Source organism: Pseudomonas sp. 86_A (genome assembly GCF_017491705.1).
Classification (GTDB): Bacteria; Pseudomonadota; Gammaproteobacteria; order Pseudomonadales; family Pseudomonadaceae; genus Aquipseudomonas; species Aquipseudomonas koreensis.
Map to the genome: position 1 here is coordinate 276100 of NZ_JAFGYS010000003.1, position 20475 is coordinate 296574.

Below are 20475 nucleotides of genomic sequence, written 5' to 3' on the forward strand. Positions count from 1 at the left end.
GCCTCCTACTGTGGCGAGGGAGCTTGCTCCCGCTCGGTTGCGCAGCAATCGTAATTCGGTTCTCGGGATGCCACTGACAGGACGCGGTGGACGGTTTCAGGGCCGCTTCGCAGCCCGGCGGGAGCAAGCTCCCTCGCCACAAATTCGTCATGTTCCGGGATTATTCGTTGTCGAGGCCTTTACGCCGATAAGGAAAGACATCGATGACCTTCCCCGCCCGGATCGCCTCCTGCAAACCCTTCCAGTAATCCGCGTTATACAACTCGCCATGCAATTGGTCGAACAGCTTGCGCTGCCCGGCATCGGCGAACAGGAACGGCGGAAACTCCTCCGGAAACACATCCAGCGGCCCGATCGAATACCACGGCTCCGAGGCCATTTCGTCCTCGGGGGTGCGCGGTGCGGGGATGTGGCGGAAGTTGGCTTCGGTCAGGAAACAGATTTCATCGTAGTCATAGAACACCACCCGACCGTGACGGGTTACACCGAAGTTCTTCAACAGCATGTCGCCGGGGAAGATATTGGCCGCCGCCAGCTGCTTGATCGCCAGACCGTAATCCTCCAGCGCCTCGCGCACCTGAGCGTCGTTGGCGTTTTCCAGATAGAGGTTGAGCGGCGTCATCCGGCGCTCGGTCCAGCAGTGGCGGATCAGCACCGTGTCGCCTTCGACCGAGACCGTGGACGGCGCCACTTCCAGCAGTTCTTCAAGGCACGCCGGATCGAACTTGCTCAGCGGAAAACGAAAATCGGCGAACTCCTGGGTATCGGCCATGCGCCCCACCCGGTCGACGCTTTTCACCAGCCGATACTTCTCGATCACCGTTGCCCGGTCGACGTTTTTCGACGGCGAGAAACGGTCCTTGATGATCTTGAATACCGTGTTGAAGCCCGGCAGGGTAAACACACTCATGACCATGCCGCGCACGCCGGGGGCCATGATGAACTGATCGTCGGTGTTGGCCAGGTGATTGATCAGCGCGCGGTAAAACTCGGATTTGCCGTGCTTGTAGAAACCGATCGAGGTGTACAGCTCGGCGATGTGCTTGCCCGGCAGGATGCGCCGCAGGAAGCCGATGAATTCCGCCGGCACCGGTACATCGACCATGAAGTAGGAACGGGTGAAGGAGAAGATGATCGACACATCGGCTTCGTCGGTGATCAGCGCGTCGATCTGAATCCCGCGGCCCTCGCGGTGCAACAGCGGAATCACCAGTGGCCACTGTTCGTCGCGGGTATAGATGCGCCCGACCAGGTACGCGCCTTTGTTGCGGTACAACACCGAGGAGAACAGCTCGACGCTCAGCTCCGGGTCCTTGCACACCCAGTCCGGCAGGTTCTCGCGCAATTGCGACTCGAGGCGCTGCAGGTCGCCGGGCAAATCGGCGTAGTCCTCACTGAAGCGGTAGTCGGCAAAGATGCTGGCGAGCATCGACGACAACTGCCCTTGCGGCTTGTAGATGCGGGTTTGCGCAGCCCGGGCGCGGCGCAGGCTGGGCCGGGTGGTGTGGATGAACATGCAGCCGTCGCTGATCAGGTCATGGCTGAACAGCCCGCAGAAGATCGAGTTGTACCAGGTCTCGGACAGTTCATCGTCGAAGCGCAGGTCGATAAGGCTGATGTAGGCGCTTTTCACCAGCGGCCAACTGCCGACATTCATCAGTGTCTCGTCGTCGAAATGCTCGCGCAGGCGGGCGATGGTTTCGCCGACCTTTTCTTCATAGAGGTTGATCCGCGCCGCCGAGGCGGTTTGTGTCTCCTGCCAGCGCGCTTGCTCGAAGCGCTCGCGCGCACCGTCGGTGATCCGCCGGAAATGCTCGCGGTAATCGTCAAAGCCATCGAGGATCATGCGGGCGATGTCGGTGGCTGGCCATGGCTGCGGCATAGATGAGACCTCGGCGTGCAAGTGGAAATCTGTGCCTGAGCTTAGCCACGGATGCCCATGCAGGAGAAGTGCAATTTCTGCCAAATGCGCGGCAGGCTTGTACAGCGACACAGTTTTTATCAAAGTTTTTTGAGTCGACCGTTCGGTCAGAAAAGCCCCGGGCAGTCGGCAAGGACACCCGCCACCCGGGCAATGCAGAGCCGCGCATTCATTGGCTTTCGGATCCAATGATCGCGCTAAGCGCTCTGTTCCGCACCTCTCGCGCCACCCCTCCAGACATCTGAGCCGCTACACGAGCGCCGCAGATTGGTCTTACCAAAATAGTGGCACTTTGATATATAGCCCGCCATCACCTCTTCCTCACAACAAGATCCCCGGCCTACGAGGACGACCTCTTCCCCTCAAAGATCAAGGAGCACATTGATGTCTATCCGCAATCTGCGCATCGGTTTGCGCGCCGGTTTGAGTTTTGCCGTGCTGGCCAGTCTGTTGGTGATCGTCGGCCTGTTTGGCCTGGGTCAAATGAAAACCCTGCGTGAAAGCGCAGCGGTCATCGAACAATCGTGGATGCCGAGCATCGAGAGCGTTCATGACGCCGCGGCGAACATCGCCAGCATCCGCCTCGAATCGCTGCGCCTGATCACCAGCACCCAGCCCGCGGTGCGTGAGCGCAGCAAAGGGTTGATCAAGGCGCAGCGCGAAGAATTGCTGAAGCGCCTCAAAGACCATGACGCCTTGCTCAGCAGCGATCAGGAACGGGCGATGCTCGCAGGCTTGAATGCCGACACCGGCAAGTACATGGGCATCCTCGACCAGATCATCAGCCAGATCGACGCCGGACAAAGTGAGCAGGCCTACACCCGCCTGAACAATGAGCTGGCGCCCCAGGGCCGAGTGCTCGACAAGACGCTGGAGCAGATGATCAGCCTCAACCAGCAAGGCGCCGACGCCGCTGCGCAGGCTGCGGCGCAAATGTACCAGCGCGCGCTGTGGATCGTTGCGACGATCATCGTTGTCGCGCTGATCGCCACACTGCTGCTCGCCTGGCTGCTGACGCGCAGCATCACCACGCCGATCAATCAGGCGCTTGCGGTGGCACGGCGGATTGCCGCCGGCGATCTCAGCGGCCAGATCGTCAGCAGCGGTCGCGATGAAGCGGCACACCTGCTCGACGCCCTGGCGGACATGCAGGGCAACCTGCGCTCAACCATTCGCGGCATCAGCGAATCGGCGCAACAACTGGCTTCCGCCGCCGAGGAAATGAGTTCGGTGATGGAACAAAGCACCCGTGGCCTGCAACAGCAAAACGATCAGATCGAACAGGCCGCCACCGCCGTCACAGAAATGAGCACCGCGGTGGATGAGGTGGCGGCCAATGCGGTGTCCAGCGCCGAGGCCTCCGAAGCGTCGAACGAGGACAGCAAGCACGGGCACGTGCAGGTCAGCGAAACCATCAACTCGATTCAGGAACTGGTCGGCGCGGTACTCGGCGCCTCGGAACAGGCCGAAGGCCTGGCCACTCAGGCCCAGGACATCAGCAAGGTGCTGGAAGTGATTCGCGGGATTGCCGGGCAAACCAACCTGCTGGCGCTCAATGCTGCGATTGAAGCGGCACGCGCCGGTGAGGCCGGACGCGGTTTTGCGGTGGTGGCCGATGAGGTGCGTTCGCTGGCGCAACGCACGCAGAACTCCACCGAAGAAATCGAGCTGATGATCAGCAGCATCCAGCAAGGCACCGGCGCCACCGTCGGCGCTTTGCAAAGCAGTGCCGAGCAGGCCAGCCACACGCTCCGACGGGCCAACAGTGCCGGTCAGGCACTGGAGAAAATCACCGCGTCGATCTCGCAGATCAACCAGCGCAACCTGGTGATCGCCAGCGCGGCCGAGCAGCAGGCGCTGGTCGCGCGCGAGGTTGATCAGAATCTGGTGACCATCCGCGATCTCTCGACCCAGACCGCCGCCGGCGCTACCCAGACCTCCGCCGCAAGCCAGGAACTGTCGCGGCTGGCGATCGACCTCAACGGGCTGGTCACGCGCTTCGTGCTCTGAATGAAAAATTAAATGCCCGATTGACGGTTGCCATCGACAGAGCGCTCGGCAACACTCTCGTCCCGATCAAGGAAGGAGTGCCACCGTGAGCGCTGTCGATATTTTCCGCATGCTGTCGCTGGCAGCTATCTGGGGCGCGAGCTTCCTGTTCATGCGCATTATTGCGCCAGTGATCGGCACCATTCCGACCGCGTTTTTTCGGGTTTCGATTGCTGCCGTCGGTCTGTTGGTGATTCTCGGGCTGATGCGCATCAGCTGGGATTTCAAGGGCAAGCTGAAAACCGTGATGTTGCTGGGCGTCATCAACTCGGGGATTCCGGCGACGCTGTATTCGGTTGCCGCGCAAGTTTTGCCGGCCGGTTACTCGGCGATTTTCAACGCCACCACACCGCTGATGGGCGTGCTGATTGGCGGCTTGTTTTTCAGTGAAAAACTCACTGTCGCGAAACTGACCGGGGTGTTTCTCGGCTTGTTCGGTGTCGGCGTGCTGACGCGTGCAGGGCCGGTGGCTTTCGATCTGCAATTGCTGATGGGCGCCCTCGCCTGCCTGCTCGCCACCACTTGCTACGGTTTTGCCGGATTCCTCACGCGTCGCTGGCTGGACCATAGCGGCGGGCTCGACAGTCGTCTCTCGGCCGTGGGCAGCATGCTCGGCGCCACGCTGTTTCTGTTGCCGCTGTTCGGCTACAGCGTGATCACCGCACCACCGGCAAGCTGGGGTGGGTGGAGCGTCTGGCTGTCGCTGCTGGGCCTGGGCCTGGGTTGCACGGCGTTCGCCTACATCATTTATTTCCGCCTGCTCAGCTCCATCGGCCCGGTCAAATCGATGACCGTGACCTTCATGATCCCGGCGTTCGGCGTGTTGTGGGGGGCGTTGCTGCTGGATGAGCCGTTGTCGATGGCGCATCTGTATGGCGGGGTGTTGATTGCGCTGGCGTTGTGGCTGGTGTTGAAGCCTGCGGTGGTGAAGCCTTCTGCAGCGCCAGCCCGATGATTTTGCGGCGTTAATCCGTCCGTATTCGCGAGCAGGCTCGCTCCCACATGGGATCTGGGAACAGCATGGATCCCTGTGGGAGCGAGCCTGCTCGCGATGGCGGCTGTTTAGCCGCTATCGCGCTACAGGTCAGCCGGTTTTACGGAACACAAACGCCAGACCAACAATGATCAACAGCATCCCCAGCACACTCAACGCCGCCAGACGATTGCCGAAAATCAGATAGTCCATCACTGCCGTCACCGCTGGCACCAAGTAGAACAGACTGGTGACATTCACCAGATTGCCCCGGGCGATCAGGCGATAGAGCAACAGCGTCGCCAGCACTGACACCACCAGACCCATCCACAACACCGGCACGATGAACCCCGCGCTGCGCTCGAAGTGGAACGGCTGAAACGGCACAAAGATTGCGCACAACAACAGCCCGGCCAGGTACTGCACCGGCAGCGTGCCGAGGGGATTGTCTGTGATGCGTTTCTGCATGATCGAGCCCAGGGTCATGCTCGCCAGCGCCAGCAGGCCGAACAGCATGCCCGTCCAGGACATCCCGGCCAGGCCGATCCCCTGATAGACCACCATGATCAGCCCGGCCAGGCCCAGCGCCAGACCGAACATCCGGCTGGCCGAACGCTGGCGCTCCATCAATACCACGGTGAGGATCGGCTGCACGCCCATGAGGGTCGCCATCACCCCCGGCGTGACTTTGGTGTTCAGGGCCAGCAGATAGAAAATCTGATACGCCCCCAACAACACCACGCCCGTTGCAATCGCAAACAGCATCGGCCGACCGCCCTTGGGCAGCCTCAACTTGAGCAGCGGCGCCAACAGCAACAACCCGCACAGGGCGATCGCAAAGCGAATCAGCAGAAAGGCAAAGGGTGACGCGTGGGCCAGGCCCCATTTGGAGAAGATCGCCCCGCTGCTCCACAGCAGAACGAACAGGCTCGTGGACGTCGCCGCGAGCGCGGATTTTTTCGAAAGGACAAACATGAATACCACCTGTAGTCAGGCACATAGCCAACTCAGCCGAAGCTGAAATTCAGTAGGTTTTTCTGGCGGGCGCAGGGGTCAGCAGAGAATGCCGATCAGCCCGAAACGCCAACGCCCGGCGGTGATACGACTGCGCACACCGGCGTGCTACTGACAGGTGGAGGGTAATGACTGATCTGCCCAGGCTGCTGATTCCCGCACGGCACGACGCCAGCGTTGACCGCTGAATCGACTACCGCGTTGATGAGGGATCCAGGCATTGGGGCTAATCTTTGTTGAGGGTCTGGAAGGTGAATCGCCTGATTCACGAGCGCCGACTATAACCAGCGCGGGACATGGATTGCAATGATTTGGACAAAGGGCCAGCAGGGACAGCTCGAAGGCAGGCGCATAGGCTGATGAGCAACGGATAGGCCCATTGATGGGGAGACAGGGAATGCTCGAAATCACATGCCAAGGGAACGGACGAATTTGCGGTATCAGTTGTACAGATCGCAGGCCAGGAAACAGGCAAGCATCGCCAAAGCTCTATTACAACTACCAGCGCGGCAAGACTTGTCGAAAGTACGCTTCGAACCCATCGACGCCGTAGCACTGAGCGCGTTCGAGCTCTGGGAGAATCCACTTTTTTGCTGGCGAGAGGTTGTCGCATGGAAGTCACGAGAACCCCTTTCCCTGGATATCGCGATCTGGTTCGAAGAACAGCTATGCGGACTGTGTTTCGTCAATCCGAACAAAAGCCGCCAACGTATTCGAATCGTACGATTAGAAGGGCGACCCGGAGATGCTCACCCGCTGAAAAATCGTATCGGGACCTTGGCGATGATGGTCATCGATGAGTTCGCCCAAATAATCGGCAGCAAGTTCATTGAAGTCCATGAGCCGATGCAAGGAGCAATTCCTGTTTATACAAAGCTCGGCTTCAAATTTGATTTGGAAGGTCGTCTTGTCCTCGCAGTGGAGAGTAAAGTATGGTGAAAACAGTTCAAGTAATGATCAATGAGGGAGGGAGCATGCGCAAATCAGTCAAGAAATCCCCCGCCAAGAAAAGATCAATCAAAGCAGAAGAAAAAATTGTTTCATCCGAGCTATCAGTCAATCAGCAGCGCTTTCTGCAGCTACTGATTACAGGCATTGAAGACGAACCCAACGTTCTTGCTGGACGCCGCTGACTCACAGACAATAAAAAACCGCTCACCAGGAGCGGTTTTTTTTCATTACAACGTTCAGCCTCAACCAAACAACCAATACCCCAGCAACGTCAGCACCACCACCGCCAGGATCGGGCGCATGATGCGGTAGGCCTTGGGATTGCGGCGTTTCCACTGTTTGACCACGCCGCTGAACCTGTCGCTGAAGTTCTTGCTCCAGGCGTAGGCCTGGTTGATCCCGCCGACGCGTTCGTCGTCAAGGTTCTGCGGGGCGGTGGCACGTCCCAGCCAGGCGCTGATGGCGCGGTTGATGCGGGTCATGAAGCGGTTGCTCAGCGGACGTTCGACGTCGCAGAACAGGATGACCCGGGTCTTTTCGGTTTCGTTCTTGACCCAATGCACGTAGGTCTCGTCGAACATCACGTCTTCACCGTCGCGCCAGGCGTAGACCTGACCGTCCACGAAGATCCGGCAATCGTCGGAGTTCGGTGTCGACAAGCCCAGGTGATAACGCAGCGAGCCGGCAAACGGATCGCGGTGCGGGTTCAGGTGGCTGCCACCCGGCAACAGCGCGAACATCGCGCCTTTGACATTGGGAATGGCACTGACCAGCGCCACGGTTTTCGGGCACAGGGTTTCGGCCGACGGCAGCGGTTTGTCGTACCACTTGAGGTAGAAACGCTTCCAACCCTTCTTGAAGAACGAACCGAAACCGGCGTCATTGTTCTTTTCGGCGGCGCGGATGTAGCCCTCGTCGAACAGGTGCATCGCCTCGTCGCGAATGGTTTCCCAGTTGTCGCGCAACACATCCAGCTCCGGAAACTTGCTGCGATCCAGATACGGCTTGGACGGCACGCCGGAGAACAGGTACATCAGCGCGTTGTACGGAGCGAACAGCGCCGAGTGGTTGACGAACTGACGCAGGACCGGCAAACGCGCCTTGCCGCGCAAATGCACATAGAGGATGCTGCCCACGAACAGCAGCAACACCAACACCTTGGCGGCTAACGAAAAGGTCATCAACGACTCCTTGAATAAAGACAACGCTGCGCAATGCCCTTGACCCGGCATGGCAGCCGGCCATGATAAACACTACCGGCCTCGGGCAAAACCCGCCCAACCCAAGATTCAGTGTTAAGAATTGCGCAACAAAGCATTAATTAACATAAGGCTCCTGAACCTGGGCTGATCTGAATCAATTGGCTTACTGCTGATTCTCCTGTTCGGTGAACAGATCGCTGAACAACATGCTCGACAGATAGCGCTCGCCAGAGTCCGGCAAAATCACCACGATGGTCTTGCCCTGCATCTCCGGGGTTTCTGCCAGCCGCACCGCGACCGCCATGGCTGCACCGCACGAGATGCCGCACAAGATCCCCTCTTCCTGCATCAATCGCCGCGCCATAACCTTGGACTCGTCGTCCGTGACCTGCTCCACCCGGTCGACCATCGACAAATCGAGGTTTTTCGGCACGAAACCGGCGCCAATCCCCTGAATCTTGTGTGGGCTTGGCTTGATCTCTTCGCCCGCCAGCGCCTGACTTATGACCGGCGAAGACACCGGTTCCACCGCCACCGACAGAATCGGTTTGCCCTGGGTCTTCTTGATATACCGCGACACGCCAGTGATGGTTCCGCCGGTCCCGACACCAGCTACCAGCACATCCACCGCACCATCGGTGTCGTTCCAGATTTCCGGACCGGTGGTTTTCTCGTGAATCGCCGGGTTGGCCGGATTGTCGAACTGCGCCGGCATAAAATATTTGTCGGCATCGCTGGCAACAATTTCGGCGGCCTTCTCGATCGCGCCTTTCATGCCCTTGGCCGGTTCAGTCAGGACCAGCTCTGCGCCCAGCGCCTTGAGCACCTTGCGCCGCTCGATACTCATCGAGGCCGGCATGGTCAGCATCAGCTTGTACCCTCGGGCCGCCGCAACAAAGGCCAGGCCAATGCCGGTGTTGCCCGAGGTCGGCTCGACAATGGTCATGCCCGGCTTGAGTTTGCCGCTGCTTTCGGCGTCCCAGATCATGTTCGCGCCGATCCGGCACTTGACCGAATAACCGGGGTTGCGCCCCTCGATCTTGGCCAGAATGGTCACGCCACGCGGCGCAATGCGGTTGATCTGCACCAGCGGCGTATTGCCGATGGAATGGGCGTTGTCAGCGAAAATACGGCTCATGGCTGGGTCCTTATGCAGCGTTGAATTCAGCCTTGCAAGGTATGCCTGTTGCCTGGCGCAGTCCAGTCGGGTCGAACGTCTGCGTCACGCAACAGTCAATCGCTTACATCGTCAAGGAATTGCCGCCATGAAGCGTCGCTACAGTTGGCCACTAGGGATTTTCGCCGTCGTCGTTGTGTTGCTGATCGCGCTGCACATCGCCCTGCCCTACATGGTGCGCGACTATCTGAACGGCAAACTGGCGGACATGGGTGATTACCGCGGCCAAGTCACCGACGTCGATCTGGCGCTGTGGCGCGGCGCCTACCGGATCAACGGGCTGAAAATTGTCAAGGTCGACGGCAAGGTGCCGGTGCCGTTCGTCAACGCACCGCTAATCGATCTCGCCGTCAGCTGGCACTCGCTGTGGTACGACCATGCCGTGGTGGCGCAGGTGCAGTTCGTCAATCCCGAAGTCAACTTTGTCGATGGTGGGGCCAACAAGCAGAATTCCCAGACCGGTAAAGGCACCGACTGGCGCGCGCAACTCAGTAAATTGCTGCCGATCACCCTCGACGAGGTGCAGATTCACGACGGCAAGATCAGCTTCCGCAACTTCAGCTCCAGCCCACCGGTGAACATGAATGCCACCAAGGTTGAAGCCAGCCTCTACAACCTGACCAACGTGGTCGACAAACAGGGCAAGCGCGACGCCCGCTTCGAAGGCAAGGCCCTGCTGCTGGGGCATGCCCCCCTGGAAACCACCGCCACCTTCGACCCGCTGAGCAATTTCGAAGACTTCCAGTTCCGCCTGCGCGCCCGCGATATCGAACTCAAGAGCATGAATGACTTCGCCTCGGCCTACGGCAAGTTCGACTTCAATGCAGGCCACGGCGACGTAGTCATCGAAGCCCAGGCGAAAAAGGCCCAGGTCAGCGGCTACATCAAGCCCCTGCTGCGTGACGTCGAAGTGTTCAACTGGCAGCAGGACGTGGAAAACAAGAACAAGAGCATCTTCCGCTCGGTCTGGGAGGCCATCGTCGGCGGCTCGGAAACCGTGCTGAAGAACCAGGCGAAAAACCAGTTCGCCACCAAGGTCGAACTCAGTGGCAACGTGCATCAGCAAAATATCAACGCGTTCGAAGCGTTTTTGCAGATTTTGCGCAATGGTTTCATCCAGGCTTTCAATGCGCGGTATGAACGACCGAAGCCGGATGCGGGTTAGGTTTTTCGGTTGACGATATAGCGACCGGACTCCTCTGCAGCCAGTGTTGAATTTTGTTGCAATGAGTCCCAGCCCAGGCAGGCCAGTGCCAGTGACCGCGGGACTGGCTCGCGACCATTGCTGTAGCGACTGATGCTGCGAGCACTGACACCCAGTGCCTCGGCAGCCTGATTAAGAGACAGCCCGGTTCGTGCTCGCCAGTTAATGAAGATTCGCGTGTTTTCATCGGCTGCGTTTTGAGCCAGCGCATCCATATAAAGTGTGTCTGCACCAATCTGTATATCGGGTTCAAGCCATTCGACAGTCCAGCCGTGGTCGTCCAGAGTCGCGGTCAAAAACACCTCGGGATCGAGCAATGGCTGCAGTCCTGAATAAGCTTTGATATCCCGTCCGAGATCAAGTGTCAGTTCCTGTCCATCAATAAAGGTCAGTGCCAATCGAAAGTCTGACAGTGCCTTCACTGCTGACAGGCGAGGCCTTTTCATGGGTAACACCGTTTCCAGTCCTCCAACAGTTGCACCTGATGAGCCGCAACCCACGCCAGCGCTTCCTTGATAATCAGTGGCGGCGCCCTGCCTGTCATGACCTCAACGGTTTCAAGGCTCAGCATCACTTCCACGCCGCCACCGATAAGGTGGACATGGGGCGGTGGGTGATCTTTCTCGCGCAACTGAATGCGGTATTTGTCGCGAAATCGGTATTTAGTCGTCATGCCCGAGAGGCTATCGCCAAATCGGCGATACCTGAATACTGGCCTTGCGCCGAGACTGAGTCAACATGTGACGCCCCATTCAGAGACTGAATAAGCCGTCTACATTCACAGTCGACCGGGCTGCGCGTTATAGTCAGGGCATCCGATTTTTCGCCCCCGCCCTGCCCGTGCAGGTCGGCGTTACCGTTCGAGGATTAGCAGATGAAGTTCGAAGGCACCCAGGCCTACGTCGCCACCGATGACCTGAAGCTGGCGGTCAACGCCGCCATCACCCTGGAGCGGCCGCTGCTGGTCAAGGGCGAACCGGGCACCGGCAAGACCATGCTCGCCGAGCAACTGGCCGAATCGTTCGGCGCCAAGCTGATCACCTGGCACATCAAGTCCACCACCAAGGCCCATCAGGGGCTGTACGAGTACGATGCAGTCAGCCGTCTGCGTGACTCGCAGCTGGGCAACGAAAAAGTCCACGACGTGCGCAACTACCTGAAGAAGGGCAAGCTCTGGGAGGCTTTCGAGTCCGAAGAGCGGGTGATTCTGCTGATCGACGAAATCGACAAGGCTGACATCGAGTTCCCGAATGACCTGCTGCAAGAACTCGACAAGATGGAGTTCTACGTTTACGAGATCGACGAGACCATCAAGGCCAAGAAGCGCCCGATCATCATCATTACCTCGAACAACGAGAAAGAGCTGCCGGACGCCTTCCTGCGCCGCTGCTTCTTCCACTACATCGCTTTCCCGGACCGCACCACCCTGCAGAAAATCGTCGACGTGCACTACCCGGACATCAAGAAGGATCTGGTCAGCGAAGCGCTGGACGTGTTCTTCGACGTGCGCAAGGTGCCGGGCCTGAAGAAGAAGCCGTCGACCTCCGAACTGGTCGACTGGCTGAAGCTGTTGATGGCCGACAACATCGGCGAAGCGGTGCTGCGCGAACGCGATCCGACCAAAGCCATTCCGCCGCTGGCCGGTGCGCTGGTGAAGAACGAGCAGGACGTGCAGTTGCTTGAGCGTCTGGCGTTCATGAGCCGTCGCGGCTCTCGATAAGGGCATCGCCATGCTGCTCAACCTGTTCAATGAGATGCGTGCAGCCAAGGTGCCGGTGTCGGTGCGCGAGCTGCTCGACCTGATCAACGCGCTGAAACAGCGCGTGACCTTCGCCGACATGGACGAGTTCTACTACTTGTCGCGGGCGATTCTGGTGAAGGACGAACGGCATTTCGACAAGTTCGACCGGGCGTTCGGCGCCTACTTCAATGGCCTGGAGAAACTCGACGATCACTTGCAGGCGCTGATTCCCGAAGACTGGTTGCGCAAGGAGTTCGAGCGTTCATTGACCGATGAGGAACGCGCGCAGATCCAGTCCCTCGGCGGTCTGGACAAGCTGATCGAAGAATTCAAGAAGCGTCTGGAAGAACAGAAGGAACGCCACGCCGGCGGTAACAAATGGATCGGCACCGGCGGCACCAGCCCATTCGGTTCCGGCGGCTTCAATCCGGAAGGCATCCGGGTCGGCGACGCCGGCAAGCGTCAAGGCAAAGCGGTGAAAGTCTGGGATCAGCGCGAGTACAAGAACCTCGACGATTCGGTGGAACTGGGCACGCGCAACATTAAGGTCGCCCTGCGCCGTCTGCGCAAATTCGCCCGCCAGGGTGCGGCGGAAGAGCTGGACATCGACGGCACCATCGACCACACCGCCAAGGACGCCGGCCTGCTGAACATCCAGATGCGCCCGGAACGGCGCAACACGGTAAAGCTGTTGCTGCTGTTCGACATCGGCGGCTCGATGGACGCGCACGTGAAGATCTGCGAAGAGCTGTTCTCCGCCTGCAAGACCGAGTTCAAGCATCTCGAATACTTCTACTTCCACAATTTCATTTATGAATCGGTGTGGAAGAACAACATGCGCCGTACTTCCGAGCGTTTCTCGACTCAGGATTTGCTGCACAAGTACGGTGCCGACTACAAAGTGATCTTCATCGGCGACGCCGCGATGGCACCCTATGAAATCACCCAGGCCGGCGGCAGCGTCGAGCACTGGAACGAAGAGCCGGGTTACGTGTGGATGCAGCGCTTCATGGAGAAGTACAAGAAGCTCATCTGGATCAATCCATATCCGAAGGACACGTGGGGCTATACGTCATCGACCAATATCGTGCGCGATTTGATCGAGGATCAGATGTATCCGTTGACGTTGCGTGGGCTTGAGGAAGGGATGCGGTTTCTGTCCAAATAATCTGCTGGGTCTGTACTGACGTTATCGCGAGCAGGCTCACTCCTACATTTGGAATGCGTTCCCCCTGTAGGAGTGAGCCTGCTCGCGATGCTTCTAGCTATCTTTGAAGCGCTGCAAATACCCGATGTGCTCCCGGTGCGCGACGTCCTGCACCACCGGCCTCAACCGCACCTGCGCGCCCGGCAGACACTGCGCCAGCCGCGCCAGCGCCAACGGCGTCAACGCCCCCAACCGCGGATAGCCACCAATGGTCTGCCGATCATTGAGCAGCACGATCGGCTGCCCGTCCGGCGGCACCTGCACCGCGCCAAGCGGAATACCCTCGGAAATCATCGGCCTGCCCTGATACTGCAGCGCTTTGCCCAGCAACCGAATACCCATGCGGTCGGCGCGACTGTCCAGCGTCCAGGCACTGTTGAACACATCAAACAGGCTCTGCCCGCTGAACTGGCCGATCTGTGCGCCGAGCACCAGATCCAAAGGCGTATTCAGGCGAAAATCAGGTCGATGCTTCAGCGGCACTTCACGCACCTGCAGAACCTCACCGCGATAACTCAGCGTCGCGCCCTTGGCCAGCGGCAAACCCATGCCATCAAGACCACCAAGCTCTTCGCGCACCACCGTAGCGCTACTGCCCAGCACCTGCTGCGCGTCAAAACCGCCGGGGGCCGCCAGATATGCGCGGGCGCCGAGCAACGGTTGGGTGAACCTCAATGTTTGCCCTTTGCCCAGTTTGAAACTGCGCCACGGCGCCAGCGCCTGCCCATCGATCTGCGCGCCAAGATCGGCGCCGGCCAGCGCCAGCACGCAATCCTCCTGCGCAACCACGGCAAACCCGCCAAGGGTGATTTCGATCACCGTCACGTCCAGGTCATTGCCCAGCAGCCAGTTGGCCCAGCTCATCGAACACCAGTCCGCCGCGCCGCCCTGGGTCACGCCCAAATGGCGCACGCCGAAGCGTCCGGCGTCCTGCAACAAGCACAGCGGCGTGCTCGCCTCTATCATCAGTCGGCTCATGCCTGCGCCTCCAGCGGGGTGTCGTCGCCGCCCAGGTTGATGAACTCAGCGTGGCTCACCGCTTCGAAGCGCACGGTGTCGCCAGGCTGCATCAGGCTGTAGCCGTCGCGATGGCGGTCGAACAGTTTGGCCGGGGTGCGGCCAATCAGGTTCCAGCCACCGGGGGATACCACCGGGTAAGCGGCGGTCTGCCGTTCGGCGATGCCGACGCTACCGGCCGCGACTTTCTTGCGCGGGGTGTCCAGCCGTGGCGCTGCCAGCACTTCTTCGACCAGCCCCATGAAGGCGAACCCCGGGGCAAAGCCGAGGGCGAACACCTGATATTCACGGGCGCTGTGACGGCGGATCACCTCGTCCACCGCCAGACCGCTGCGCTGCGCCAACAGGCTCAGCTCCGGCCCGACGCTCAAGTCGTACCAGACCGGCAACACATGGCACTGACCGCCGGTGCGCGCATTCGGTGACAGGTCGATCAGCGCTTCAGCGATCAATTCCCGCGCCTGGCCCGGATTCAATAACGTCAGATCGTAATGCACCATCAACGTGGTGTAGGACGGCACCAGATCGATCAACTGTGTTCCAAACACTGCGCGCAGGCGCTCGCTGGCGGCGAGCATCCACGGCATGTTGGTTTCGGCGATTTCATCGAACAGGCGCAGCATCAGGCAGTCCAGGGCCACCATTTCAATCCGTGGATTCATGGCGCACTCTGCTGATTCAGGGCCTCGCGAATGCGCTGCACGGCGGCCACCGAACTGGCGTTGTCACCATGCACGCAGAGGGTGTTGGCCTGCAGATGCAAGGCGCTGCCGTCGCTGGCCACGAGCTCAGCGCCACGGGCGATGGTCAGGGCCTGCTCGATGATTTTTTCCGGATCGTGATGCACCGCCCCCGGCAGTTGCCGCGACACGAGTTTGCCAGCGCTGTCGTAGGCACGGTCGGCGAAGGCTTCGAACCACAGGGTGACGCCGTATTCATCACCGAGTTGCTGCGCCGCCGAGTTATCGCGGGTGGCCATCAACATCAGCGGCAAACTGCGATCGTAGGCCGCCACGGCCTGAATCACTGCGCGCAATTGCGCCGGGTTGGCCATCATGTCGTTGTACATCGCGCCGTGGGGTTTGACGTAGCTGACCCGCCCGCCCTGCGCCCGACAAATGCCGTCCAGCGCACCGATCTGATAATGCAGGATGTCTTGCAGCTCTTGCGCGGAATACGCCATGGAGCGGCGGCCGAAACCGACCAGATCCTGATAGGCCGGATGCGCGCCGATCTGCACGCCGTGGCTCAAGGCGAGGCTGACGGTCTTGCGCATGATGCCCGGGTCGCCGGCATGGAAACCGCAGGCCACATTGGCGCAATCGATGAAGGGCATGACTTCGGCGTCAAGACCCATGGTCCAGCTGCCGAAACTCTCGCCAATGTCGCAATTCAATAACAGGCGGCTCACGGTAAACACTCCTGTAGCTTCTTGTCTTTCTATCCGTAGGACAAATGCCCCGTTGGGCACTGCCCCCGCAGGTTATCAGTTACTGCGCATCCAGTTGCTTGCCACGGGTTTCCGGCAGGCTCAGCGCGGCGAGAATCACCACCCCGTAGGACACCGCCGCAAACGCGCCGATACCCACGCTCAACGGTACTTTCTGACTGAGCAAACCAATCAACAGGGGAAACAGCGCCGCCAGCGCCCGGCCGATGTTGTAGCAGAAGCCTTGGCCCGAGCCGCGAATCCGCGTCGGAAACAACTCGGTGAGAAACGCGCCCATGCCGCTGAAAATCCCCGAGGCGAAAAAGCCCAGCGGAAAGCCCAGCCACAGCATCACGCCATTACTGACCGGCAGCTGCGTATACAGCAGAACAATGGTGAACGAACCGACCGCGAACAGGATGAAGTTCTTTTTACGTCCCAGCAGGTCGGTCAGATAAGCGCTGATCACATAGCCGACGTAGGAACCGACGATCACCATCGCCAGATACCCGCCGGTGCCAAGCACACTCAAGCCGCGTTCGTTCTTGAGGAACGTCGGCAGCCACGAAGTGATTGCGTAATACCCGCCCAGCGCCCCGGTGGTCAGCAACGACGCGCGGAACGTGGTGAACAGCATGCCGGGGGCGAAGATCTCGTAGAACTTTGCCGGGTTCTGCGGGGTTTGCGCAGCCTTGGCTTCGCGATAGATCTCCGGGTCTTTCACCAGCCGACGGACAAAGATCACGAAGATCGCCGGCACGATACCGAGGATGAACAGCGCCCACCAGGCGTCTTCCGGCGGCAATGCCGAGAACAACAGCGCATACAGAATCGCCGTCAGCCCCCACCCCAGGGCCCAGCCGGATTGCACCATGCCCACCGCTTTGCCGCGGTCCTTGGCGCGAATCACTTCACCGATCAACACCGCGCCGGCGGTCCATTCGCCGCCGAAGCCGAAGCCCATCAGGGTGCGGGCGATCAACAGCTGTTCGTAGTTCTGGGCGAAGCCGCAGAGGAAAGTGAAGAAGGCGAACCACAGCACCGTCAGTTGCAGGGTGCGCACGCGGCCGATGCGGTCGGAAAGAATTCCCGCCACCCAGCCGCCAATGGCCGAAGCAATCAGGGTGCTGGTGTGAATCAGCCCGGCCTGCCCGGTCGTGATGCCCCACATGGCAATCAGGGTCGGCACCACGAAGCTGAGCATCTGCGTGTCCATGCCGTCCAGGCCATAGCCGATCTTGCAGCTCCAGAAGGTGCGACGCTCTTGCTGATTGATGTTGCGATACCAGTCGAACGGCCCCGGACGCGCCGTTGCCGTGGATGCTTCTAGGGTGTCGGGAGCACTCATGGCTTATCTCCGCAGGTTTTTTATTGGTCTTGTTCGTAGCCCCGACGACGCCTATCGTGGGAACCGGATGCGCCGATTTTTGGGCGCACCGCCCTGCTGCGTCCAACGAATAAAAACCCGCCTTAGGCATAAGAAAAACTTGTCACCCGAGCCGTTGCCATGAACCTGAAGTTTCTCGAGACCTTTGTCTGGGTCGCCCGGCTGAAGAGTTTTCGCCTGACCGCCGACAAGCTGTTCACCACCCAGGCGTCGATTTCCAGCCGCATCGCGGTGCTCGAAGGCGAGCTGGGGGTGAAGCTGTTTCTGCGTGATTCACGCGGCGTCAGCCTGACGCCCGAAGGCTTGAAAGTGCTGGATTACGCCGAGCAGATGCTCGAGACCATGTCCGCGCTCAAGCAATCGATCGAGACCCGCTCGAGCAAGGTCGGCCGGGTGCGCATCGGGGTGATGGACACGGTGATTCATACCTGGCTCAGCCCGTTGGTGGCAAAGATGACCGACCTGTATCCGCGGGTGGAAATCGAACTGGTGGCGGATACCTCGCTGAACCTCTGCGATCAGCTGCAAAAAGGCTTTCTCGATCTGATTCTGCAAACCGATCTGGTGCGCCACGAAAGCGTGCGCAGCCTGGAACTGGCCAGCCACCCGCTGGGCTGGATCGTCGCCAGCCAATCCATCTACAACCGCGACTATGCCGATCTGGGCGAACTGGCGCAGGAACGGATCATCACCTACTCGAAAAACTCTCGACCGCACCAGGACCTGCTGGCACTGATGCAGGCCAACGGCGTGCCGGCGCCACGCCTGAACTGCGTGAACTCGGTATCGGCAATTACGCGGTTGTTGCGTGATGGATTTGGTATTGGCGTGTTACCGCCCGTGCTGGTGGCCGAGGAACTGGCCCGGGGCGAACTGACCTTGCTCGCCATCGACCAGCGGCCACCGAACTTGCAGGTGGTGGTGTCGTGGCGGGTCGGTGTGGAATGGGTCGAGGAGATGGTGACGCTGTGTCAGCAGGTGCTGGCGGGGTATGCGCACAAAGTGGGTGAAAACTACATCACCCTCACTGACTGACTACACCTTGTGGCGAGGGAGCTTGCTCCCGCTCGGCTGCGCAGCAGTCGTAAAACCGGTGAACGCATTTATCCAGGCACAGCAAGGTGACTGGATTCAGGTCTGCTTCGCAGCCCAGCGGGAGCAAGCTCCCTCGCCACAGATAGCTTTGCAAGCTTTAGAGGCCACGCACATCCCGGTCTTCAATCGGCCGGCTCTGGCGCAAACGCCGGCCGCCCAGCACCACCCAGTCAATCAGACGAATCAGGCACTCAATGCCGAACGACAGCAGCAGCGCGCCACTCATGCCCCAGATCATCGCTTCCGGGGTCAGCAGGATCTGGTAGCTGTAACCGTTCCAGGTTTCCTTGCGGATATCCGGATCAGCGGCCAGTACCACTTGCAGGAAGCGGATGTACCACGGGCCCTGCATGGCCTGGAACTGTTTATCCAGCGCAATCTGCCGGTTGAGCAAGGTGCTCAGGCTGTCGGCATCGCTGCGAAACACCGGGTCGTCGCTGGCGCGGTAATGCGTGACCAGCGCCTGCAGGTCGCCCTTGAAGAACTGCTCGGCCGTGCCCTGGAAGCCACGCAAACCGGTTTGCGCTTCGATCAGGTGGGCTTCGACGCGTTTGGCGTAATCGTTGATGAAACCCGGCACCTGGACACCGATCAACAGGCCCGCCGCAAACAACACCAGCCGTAGATAACTGAGCAACATCGAGGAGAGATCCTTTATTCGGTCGTGCCCTGGCTGACGCATTCGCCGCGTCGCCACAGGCTCCATTGGCCCGGTTCGTAACGGGTCCAGGTTTCGTTTTCGGTCAAAGGCTCGGTGGCGATCACCGTGACCACGTCGTTGGGCGTGGTTTCCGCCTGGAAATCGACGATCACATCGACATCCTTGAGCCGCGCCGGGCCGAACGGTGCGCGCCGGGTGATCTGTGCCAGTTTGGTCGAGCAATAGCAGAACAGCCAGTCGCCGTCGCTGAGCAGGCAGTTGAACACCCCTTTGCTGCGGTATTCGGCGCACGCGGCAACCAGGTCCGGCAGCAGCTCTTCTATATCGACCGGTTCTGGAAAGGCTGCACGCACGCGGTTGAGCAAATCGCAGAACGCCGCTTCGCTGTCGGTGTCGCCCACCGGGCGGTAGAAACTCTTGATCGGGGTGAAATCGGCGAGCTGGCCGTTGTGCGCGAAACACCAGTTGCGCCCCCAGAGTTCGCGGACGAACGGATGGGTGTTGGACAGGCAGACCTTGCCGACGTTGGCCTGACGAATGTGGCCGATGACCACTTCGCTCTTGATCGGATAACGCTGCACCAGGTTGGCCACTTCCGATTCACAGCTCGCCGCCGGGTCCTGGAACAGGCGCAGGCCGCGACCTTCATAGAAGGCGATGCCCCAGCCGTCGCGGTGCGGGCCGGTACGCCCGCCGCGCTGCATCAGGCCGGTGAAGCTGAACACGATATCGGTCGGCACGTTGGCACTCATGCCCAGTAATTCACACATGTGCGGACTCTCGTGATTACAGACGCGGCTCGACGCGCATGCGCTGCGGATTGTTCGGCACCGGCGGACGACCGTAGCGGTCATCGCCGGCAGCGCCGAACGGTTGATCGTCGTCGCGATCATCGGCACGGGCCGCGGCCCTGGCGGCTTCGGCCTGTTCACGACGCGCGCGGGAGGCGCGTTCGATCGGGAAGCGGATCAACACGAAAATCAGGTAGATGCCGAAAGCGATCATGCCGTACATGAACAGATCGGAAATCGCCCGCCAGGCGTTGTTGCCGACCTTGAACGCCAGATCCAGCGCAGTAATGGCGATGGACGGGGCAACCTTGGCTTTCACCGGGTCAATGATGGTCGGGCTGAACAGCAACACCGCCATCAGCACACGCAGCGGCTCGCGCAGCCAGCGCCACATCCAGCGGGTCAGGCGCATCCATACCAACAGGCAGCCCACAGCGGCAAAGGCGTAGAGGCCCCAGGCGATCAGATAGTCGTTCTCGGTCATGGTGTCCATGGCAAGGCAGGCAAAGAGGCGCTTATAGTAACGACTTTTCGCCCGCCAGGCTTGTCCCAATAGACACACGACCTGTGGGAGCGAGCCTGCTCGCGAATACGGACGGTCAGTTAAAACAGGGTTGTCTGACCCACCGCTTTCGCGAGCAGGCTCGCGCCCACAG

At 60.0% G+C, this 20475-nt stretch carries 21 protein-coding genes; 8 read left to right on the plus strand and 13 right to left on the minus strand.

Annotated features, from left to right (window positions below; genetic code table 11):
* Positions 1 to 160 precede the first annotated feature (160 nt).
* A complete protein-coding gene (aceK, locus tag J5M57_RS06830) occupies positions 161 to 1882 on the minus strand; it encodes a bifunctional isocitrate dehydrogenase kinase/phosphatase (RefSeq protein WP_207848262.1) in 1722 nt (573 codons plus the stop codon).
* Positions 1883 to 2305: 423 nt separating this feature from the next.
* Here aceK and J5M57_RS06835 point away from each other — a divergent pair, with 423 nt between their 5' ends.
* A complete protein-coding gene (locus J5M57_RS06835; RefSeq protein WP_207848263.1) occupies positions 2306 to 3931 on the plus strand; it encodes a methyl-accepting chemotaxis protein in 1626 nt (541 codons plus the stop codon).
* Positions 3932 to 4016: 85 nt separating this feature from the next.
* Positions 4017 to 4925, plus strand: coding sequence for a DMT family transporter (locus J5M57_RS06840; RefSeq protein WP_207848264.1), 909 nt, complete (start codon positions 4017 to 4019; stop codon positions 4923 to 4925).
* A 129-nt stretch (positions 4926 to 5054) separates the two neighbouring features.
* Here the strand turns inward: J5M57_RS06840 and J5M57_RS06845 are convergent, their stop codons facing one another.
* A complete protein-coding gene (locus J5M57_RS06845; protein WP_207848265.1) occupies positions 5055 to 5918 on the minus strand; it encodes a DMT family transporter in 864 nt (287 codons plus the stop codon).
* Between the two features lie 555 nt (positions 5919 to 6473).
* Between J5M57_RS06845 and J5M57_RS06850 the strand changes: the two genes are divergently transcribed.
* Both J5M57_RS06850 and J5M57_RS06855 read left to right on the plus strand, forming a co-directional pair.
* Entirely contained in the window at positions 6474 to 6896 is a 423-nt protein-coding gene (locus tag J5M57_RS06850; protein WP_347709555.1) for a hypothetical protein, read from the plus strand.
* Between the two features lie 35 nt (positions 6897 to 6931).
* Complete coding sequence (locus J5M57_RS06855) at positions 6932 to 7090, plus strand: hypothetical protein (RefSeq protein WP_207848267.1); 159 nt, start codon at positions 6932 to 6934, stop codon at positions 7088 to 7090.
* A 60-nt stretch (positions 7091 to 7150) separates the two neighbouring features.
* Here the strand turns inward: J5M57_RS06855 and J5M57_RS06860 are convergent, their stop codons facing one another.
* Together J5M57_RS06860 and cysK are read right to left on the minus strand one after the other, a co-directional pair.
* A complete protein-coding gene (locus J5M57_RS06860) occupies positions 7151 to 8089 on the minus strand; it encodes an aspartyl/asparaginyl beta-hydroxylase domain-containing protein (RefSeq protein WP_064586461.1) in 939 nt (312 codons plus the stop codon).
* 184 nt (positions 8090 to 8273) lie between these two features.
* Positions 8274 to 9248, minus strand: coding sequence for a cysteine synthase A (cysK, locus tag J5M57_RS06865; protein WP_169841043.1), 975 nt, complete (start codon positions 9246 to 9248; stop codon positions 8274 to 8276).
* A gap of 127 nt (positions 9249 to 9375) precedes the next feature.
* Here cysK and J5M57_RS06870 point away from each other — a divergent pair, with 127 nt between their 5' ends.
* The gene (locus J5M57_RS06870) at positions 9376 to 10452 is read left to right on the plus strand and encodes a DUF748 domain-containing protein (RefSeq protein ID WP_207848268.1); all 1077 of its coding nucleotides are present in this window, start codon (positions 9376 to 9378) and stop codon (positions 10450 to 10452) included.
* Here J5M57_RS06870 and J5M57_RS06875 read toward each other — a convergent pair.
* Both J5M57_RS06875 and J5M57_RS06880 read right to left on the minus strand, forming a co-directional pair.
* Positions 10449 to 10946, minus strand: coding sequence for a helix-turn-helix domain-containing protein (locus J5M57_RS06875; RefSeq protein WP_169841045.1), 498 nt, complete (start codon positions 10944 to 10946; stop codon positions 10449 to 10451). The two genes, J5M57_RS06870 and J5M57_RS06875, sit on opposite strands and share 4 nt — an antisense overlap.
* Positions 10934 to 11164, minus strand: a complete 231-nt coding sequence (locus tag J5M57_RS06880; protein ID WP_169841046.1) for a DUF4160 domain-containing protein — start codon at positions 11162 to 11164, stop codon at positions 10934 to 10936. The genes J5M57_RS06875 and J5M57_RS06880 overlap by 13 nt, the downstream gene beginning before the upstream one ends.
* 201 nt (positions 11165 to 11365) lie before the next feature.
* Between J5M57_RS06880 and J5M57_RS06885 the strand changes: the two genes are divergently transcribed.
* A complete protein-coding gene (locus tag J5M57_RS06885; protein ID WP_025110627.1) occupies positions 11366 to 12211 on the plus strand; it encodes a MoxR family ATPase in 846 nt (281 codons plus the stop codon).
* Positions 12212 to 12221: 10 nt separating this feature from the next.
* Positions 12222 to 13400: a VWA domain-containing protein gene (locus tag J5M57_RS06890; protein ID WP_047292337.1), complete on the plus strand. Its 1179-nt coding sequence runs from the start codon at positions 12222 to 12224 to the stop codon at positions 13398 to 13400.
* A 93-nt stretch (positions 13401 to 13493) separates the two neighbouring features.
* Here the strand turns inward: J5M57_RS06890 and J5M57_RS06895 are convergent, their stop codons facing one another.
* The 4 genes from J5M57_RS06895 to J5M57_RS06910 form a co-directional block, all read right to left on the minus strand.
* Positions 13494 to 14417 (minus strand): biotin-dependent carboxyltransferase family protein, encoded by a 924-nt coding sequence (locus J5M57_RS06895; protein ID WP_169841048.1) that lies wholly within the window; start codon positions 14415 to 14417, stop codon positions 13494 to 13496.
* A complete protein-coding gene (locus J5M57_RS06900; protein ID WP_207848269.1) occupies positions 14414 to 15118 on the minus strand; it encodes an allophanate hydrolase subunit 1 in 705 nt (234 codons plus the stop codon). Before J5M57_RS06900 ends, J5M57_RS06895 begins: the two co-directional genes overlap by 4 nt.
* The gene (locus J5M57_RS06905) at positions 15115 to 15867 is read right to left on the minus strand and encodes a 5-oxoprolinase subunit PxpA (RefSeq protein ID WP_083366685.1); all 753 of its coding nucleotides are present in this window, start codon (positions 15865 to 15867) and stop codon (positions 15115 to 15117) included. Before J5M57_RS06905 ends, J5M57_RS06900 begins: the two co-directional genes overlap by 4 nt.
* Before the next feature lie 79 nt (positions 15868 to 15946).
* Positions 15947 to 17233, minus strand: coding sequence for an MFS transporter (locus tag J5M57_RS06910; RefSeq protein ID WP_207848270.1), 1287 nt, complete (start codon positions 17231 to 17233; stop codon positions 15947 to 15949).
* A 159-nt stretch (positions 17234 to 17392) separates the two neighbouring features.
* On the opposite strand from J5M57_RS06910, the gene J5M57_RS06915 reads away from it, so the two are divergent.
* On the plus strand, positions 17393 to 18307 hold the full coding sequence (locus J5M57_RS06915) for a LysR family transcriptional regulator (protein ID WP_207848271.1): 915 nt from the start codon (positions 17393 to 17395) through the stop codon (positions 18305 to 18307).
* Positions 18308 to 18464: 157 nt separating this feature from the next.
* Here J5M57_RS06915 and J5M57_RS06920 read toward each other — a convergent pair whose 3' ends face one another.
* From J5M57_RS06920 to J5M57_RS06930, 3 genes are read right to left on the minus strand one after another with little or no spacing between them, the layout of a single operon-like run.
* Positions 18465 to 19007, minus strand: a complete 543-nt coding sequence (locus J5M57_RS06920; protein WP_207848272.1) for a DUF2937 family protein — start codon at positions 19005 to 19007, stop codon at positions 18465 to 18467.
* Positions 19008 to 19021: 14 nt separating this feature from the next.
* Entirely contained in the window at positions 19022 to 19798 is a 777-nt protein-coding gene (locus J5M57_RS06925) for a class II glutamine amidotransferase (RefSeq protein ID WP_064586451.1), read from the minus strand.
* A 16-nt stretch (positions 19799 to 19814) separates the two neighbouring features.
* Positions 19815 to 20312, minus strand: a complete 498-nt coding sequence (locus J5M57_RS06930) for an MFS transporter (RefSeq protein WP_083366688.1) — start codon at positions 20310 to 20312, stop codon at positions 19815 to 19817.
* Positions 20313 to 20475: the final 163 nt, after the last annotated feature.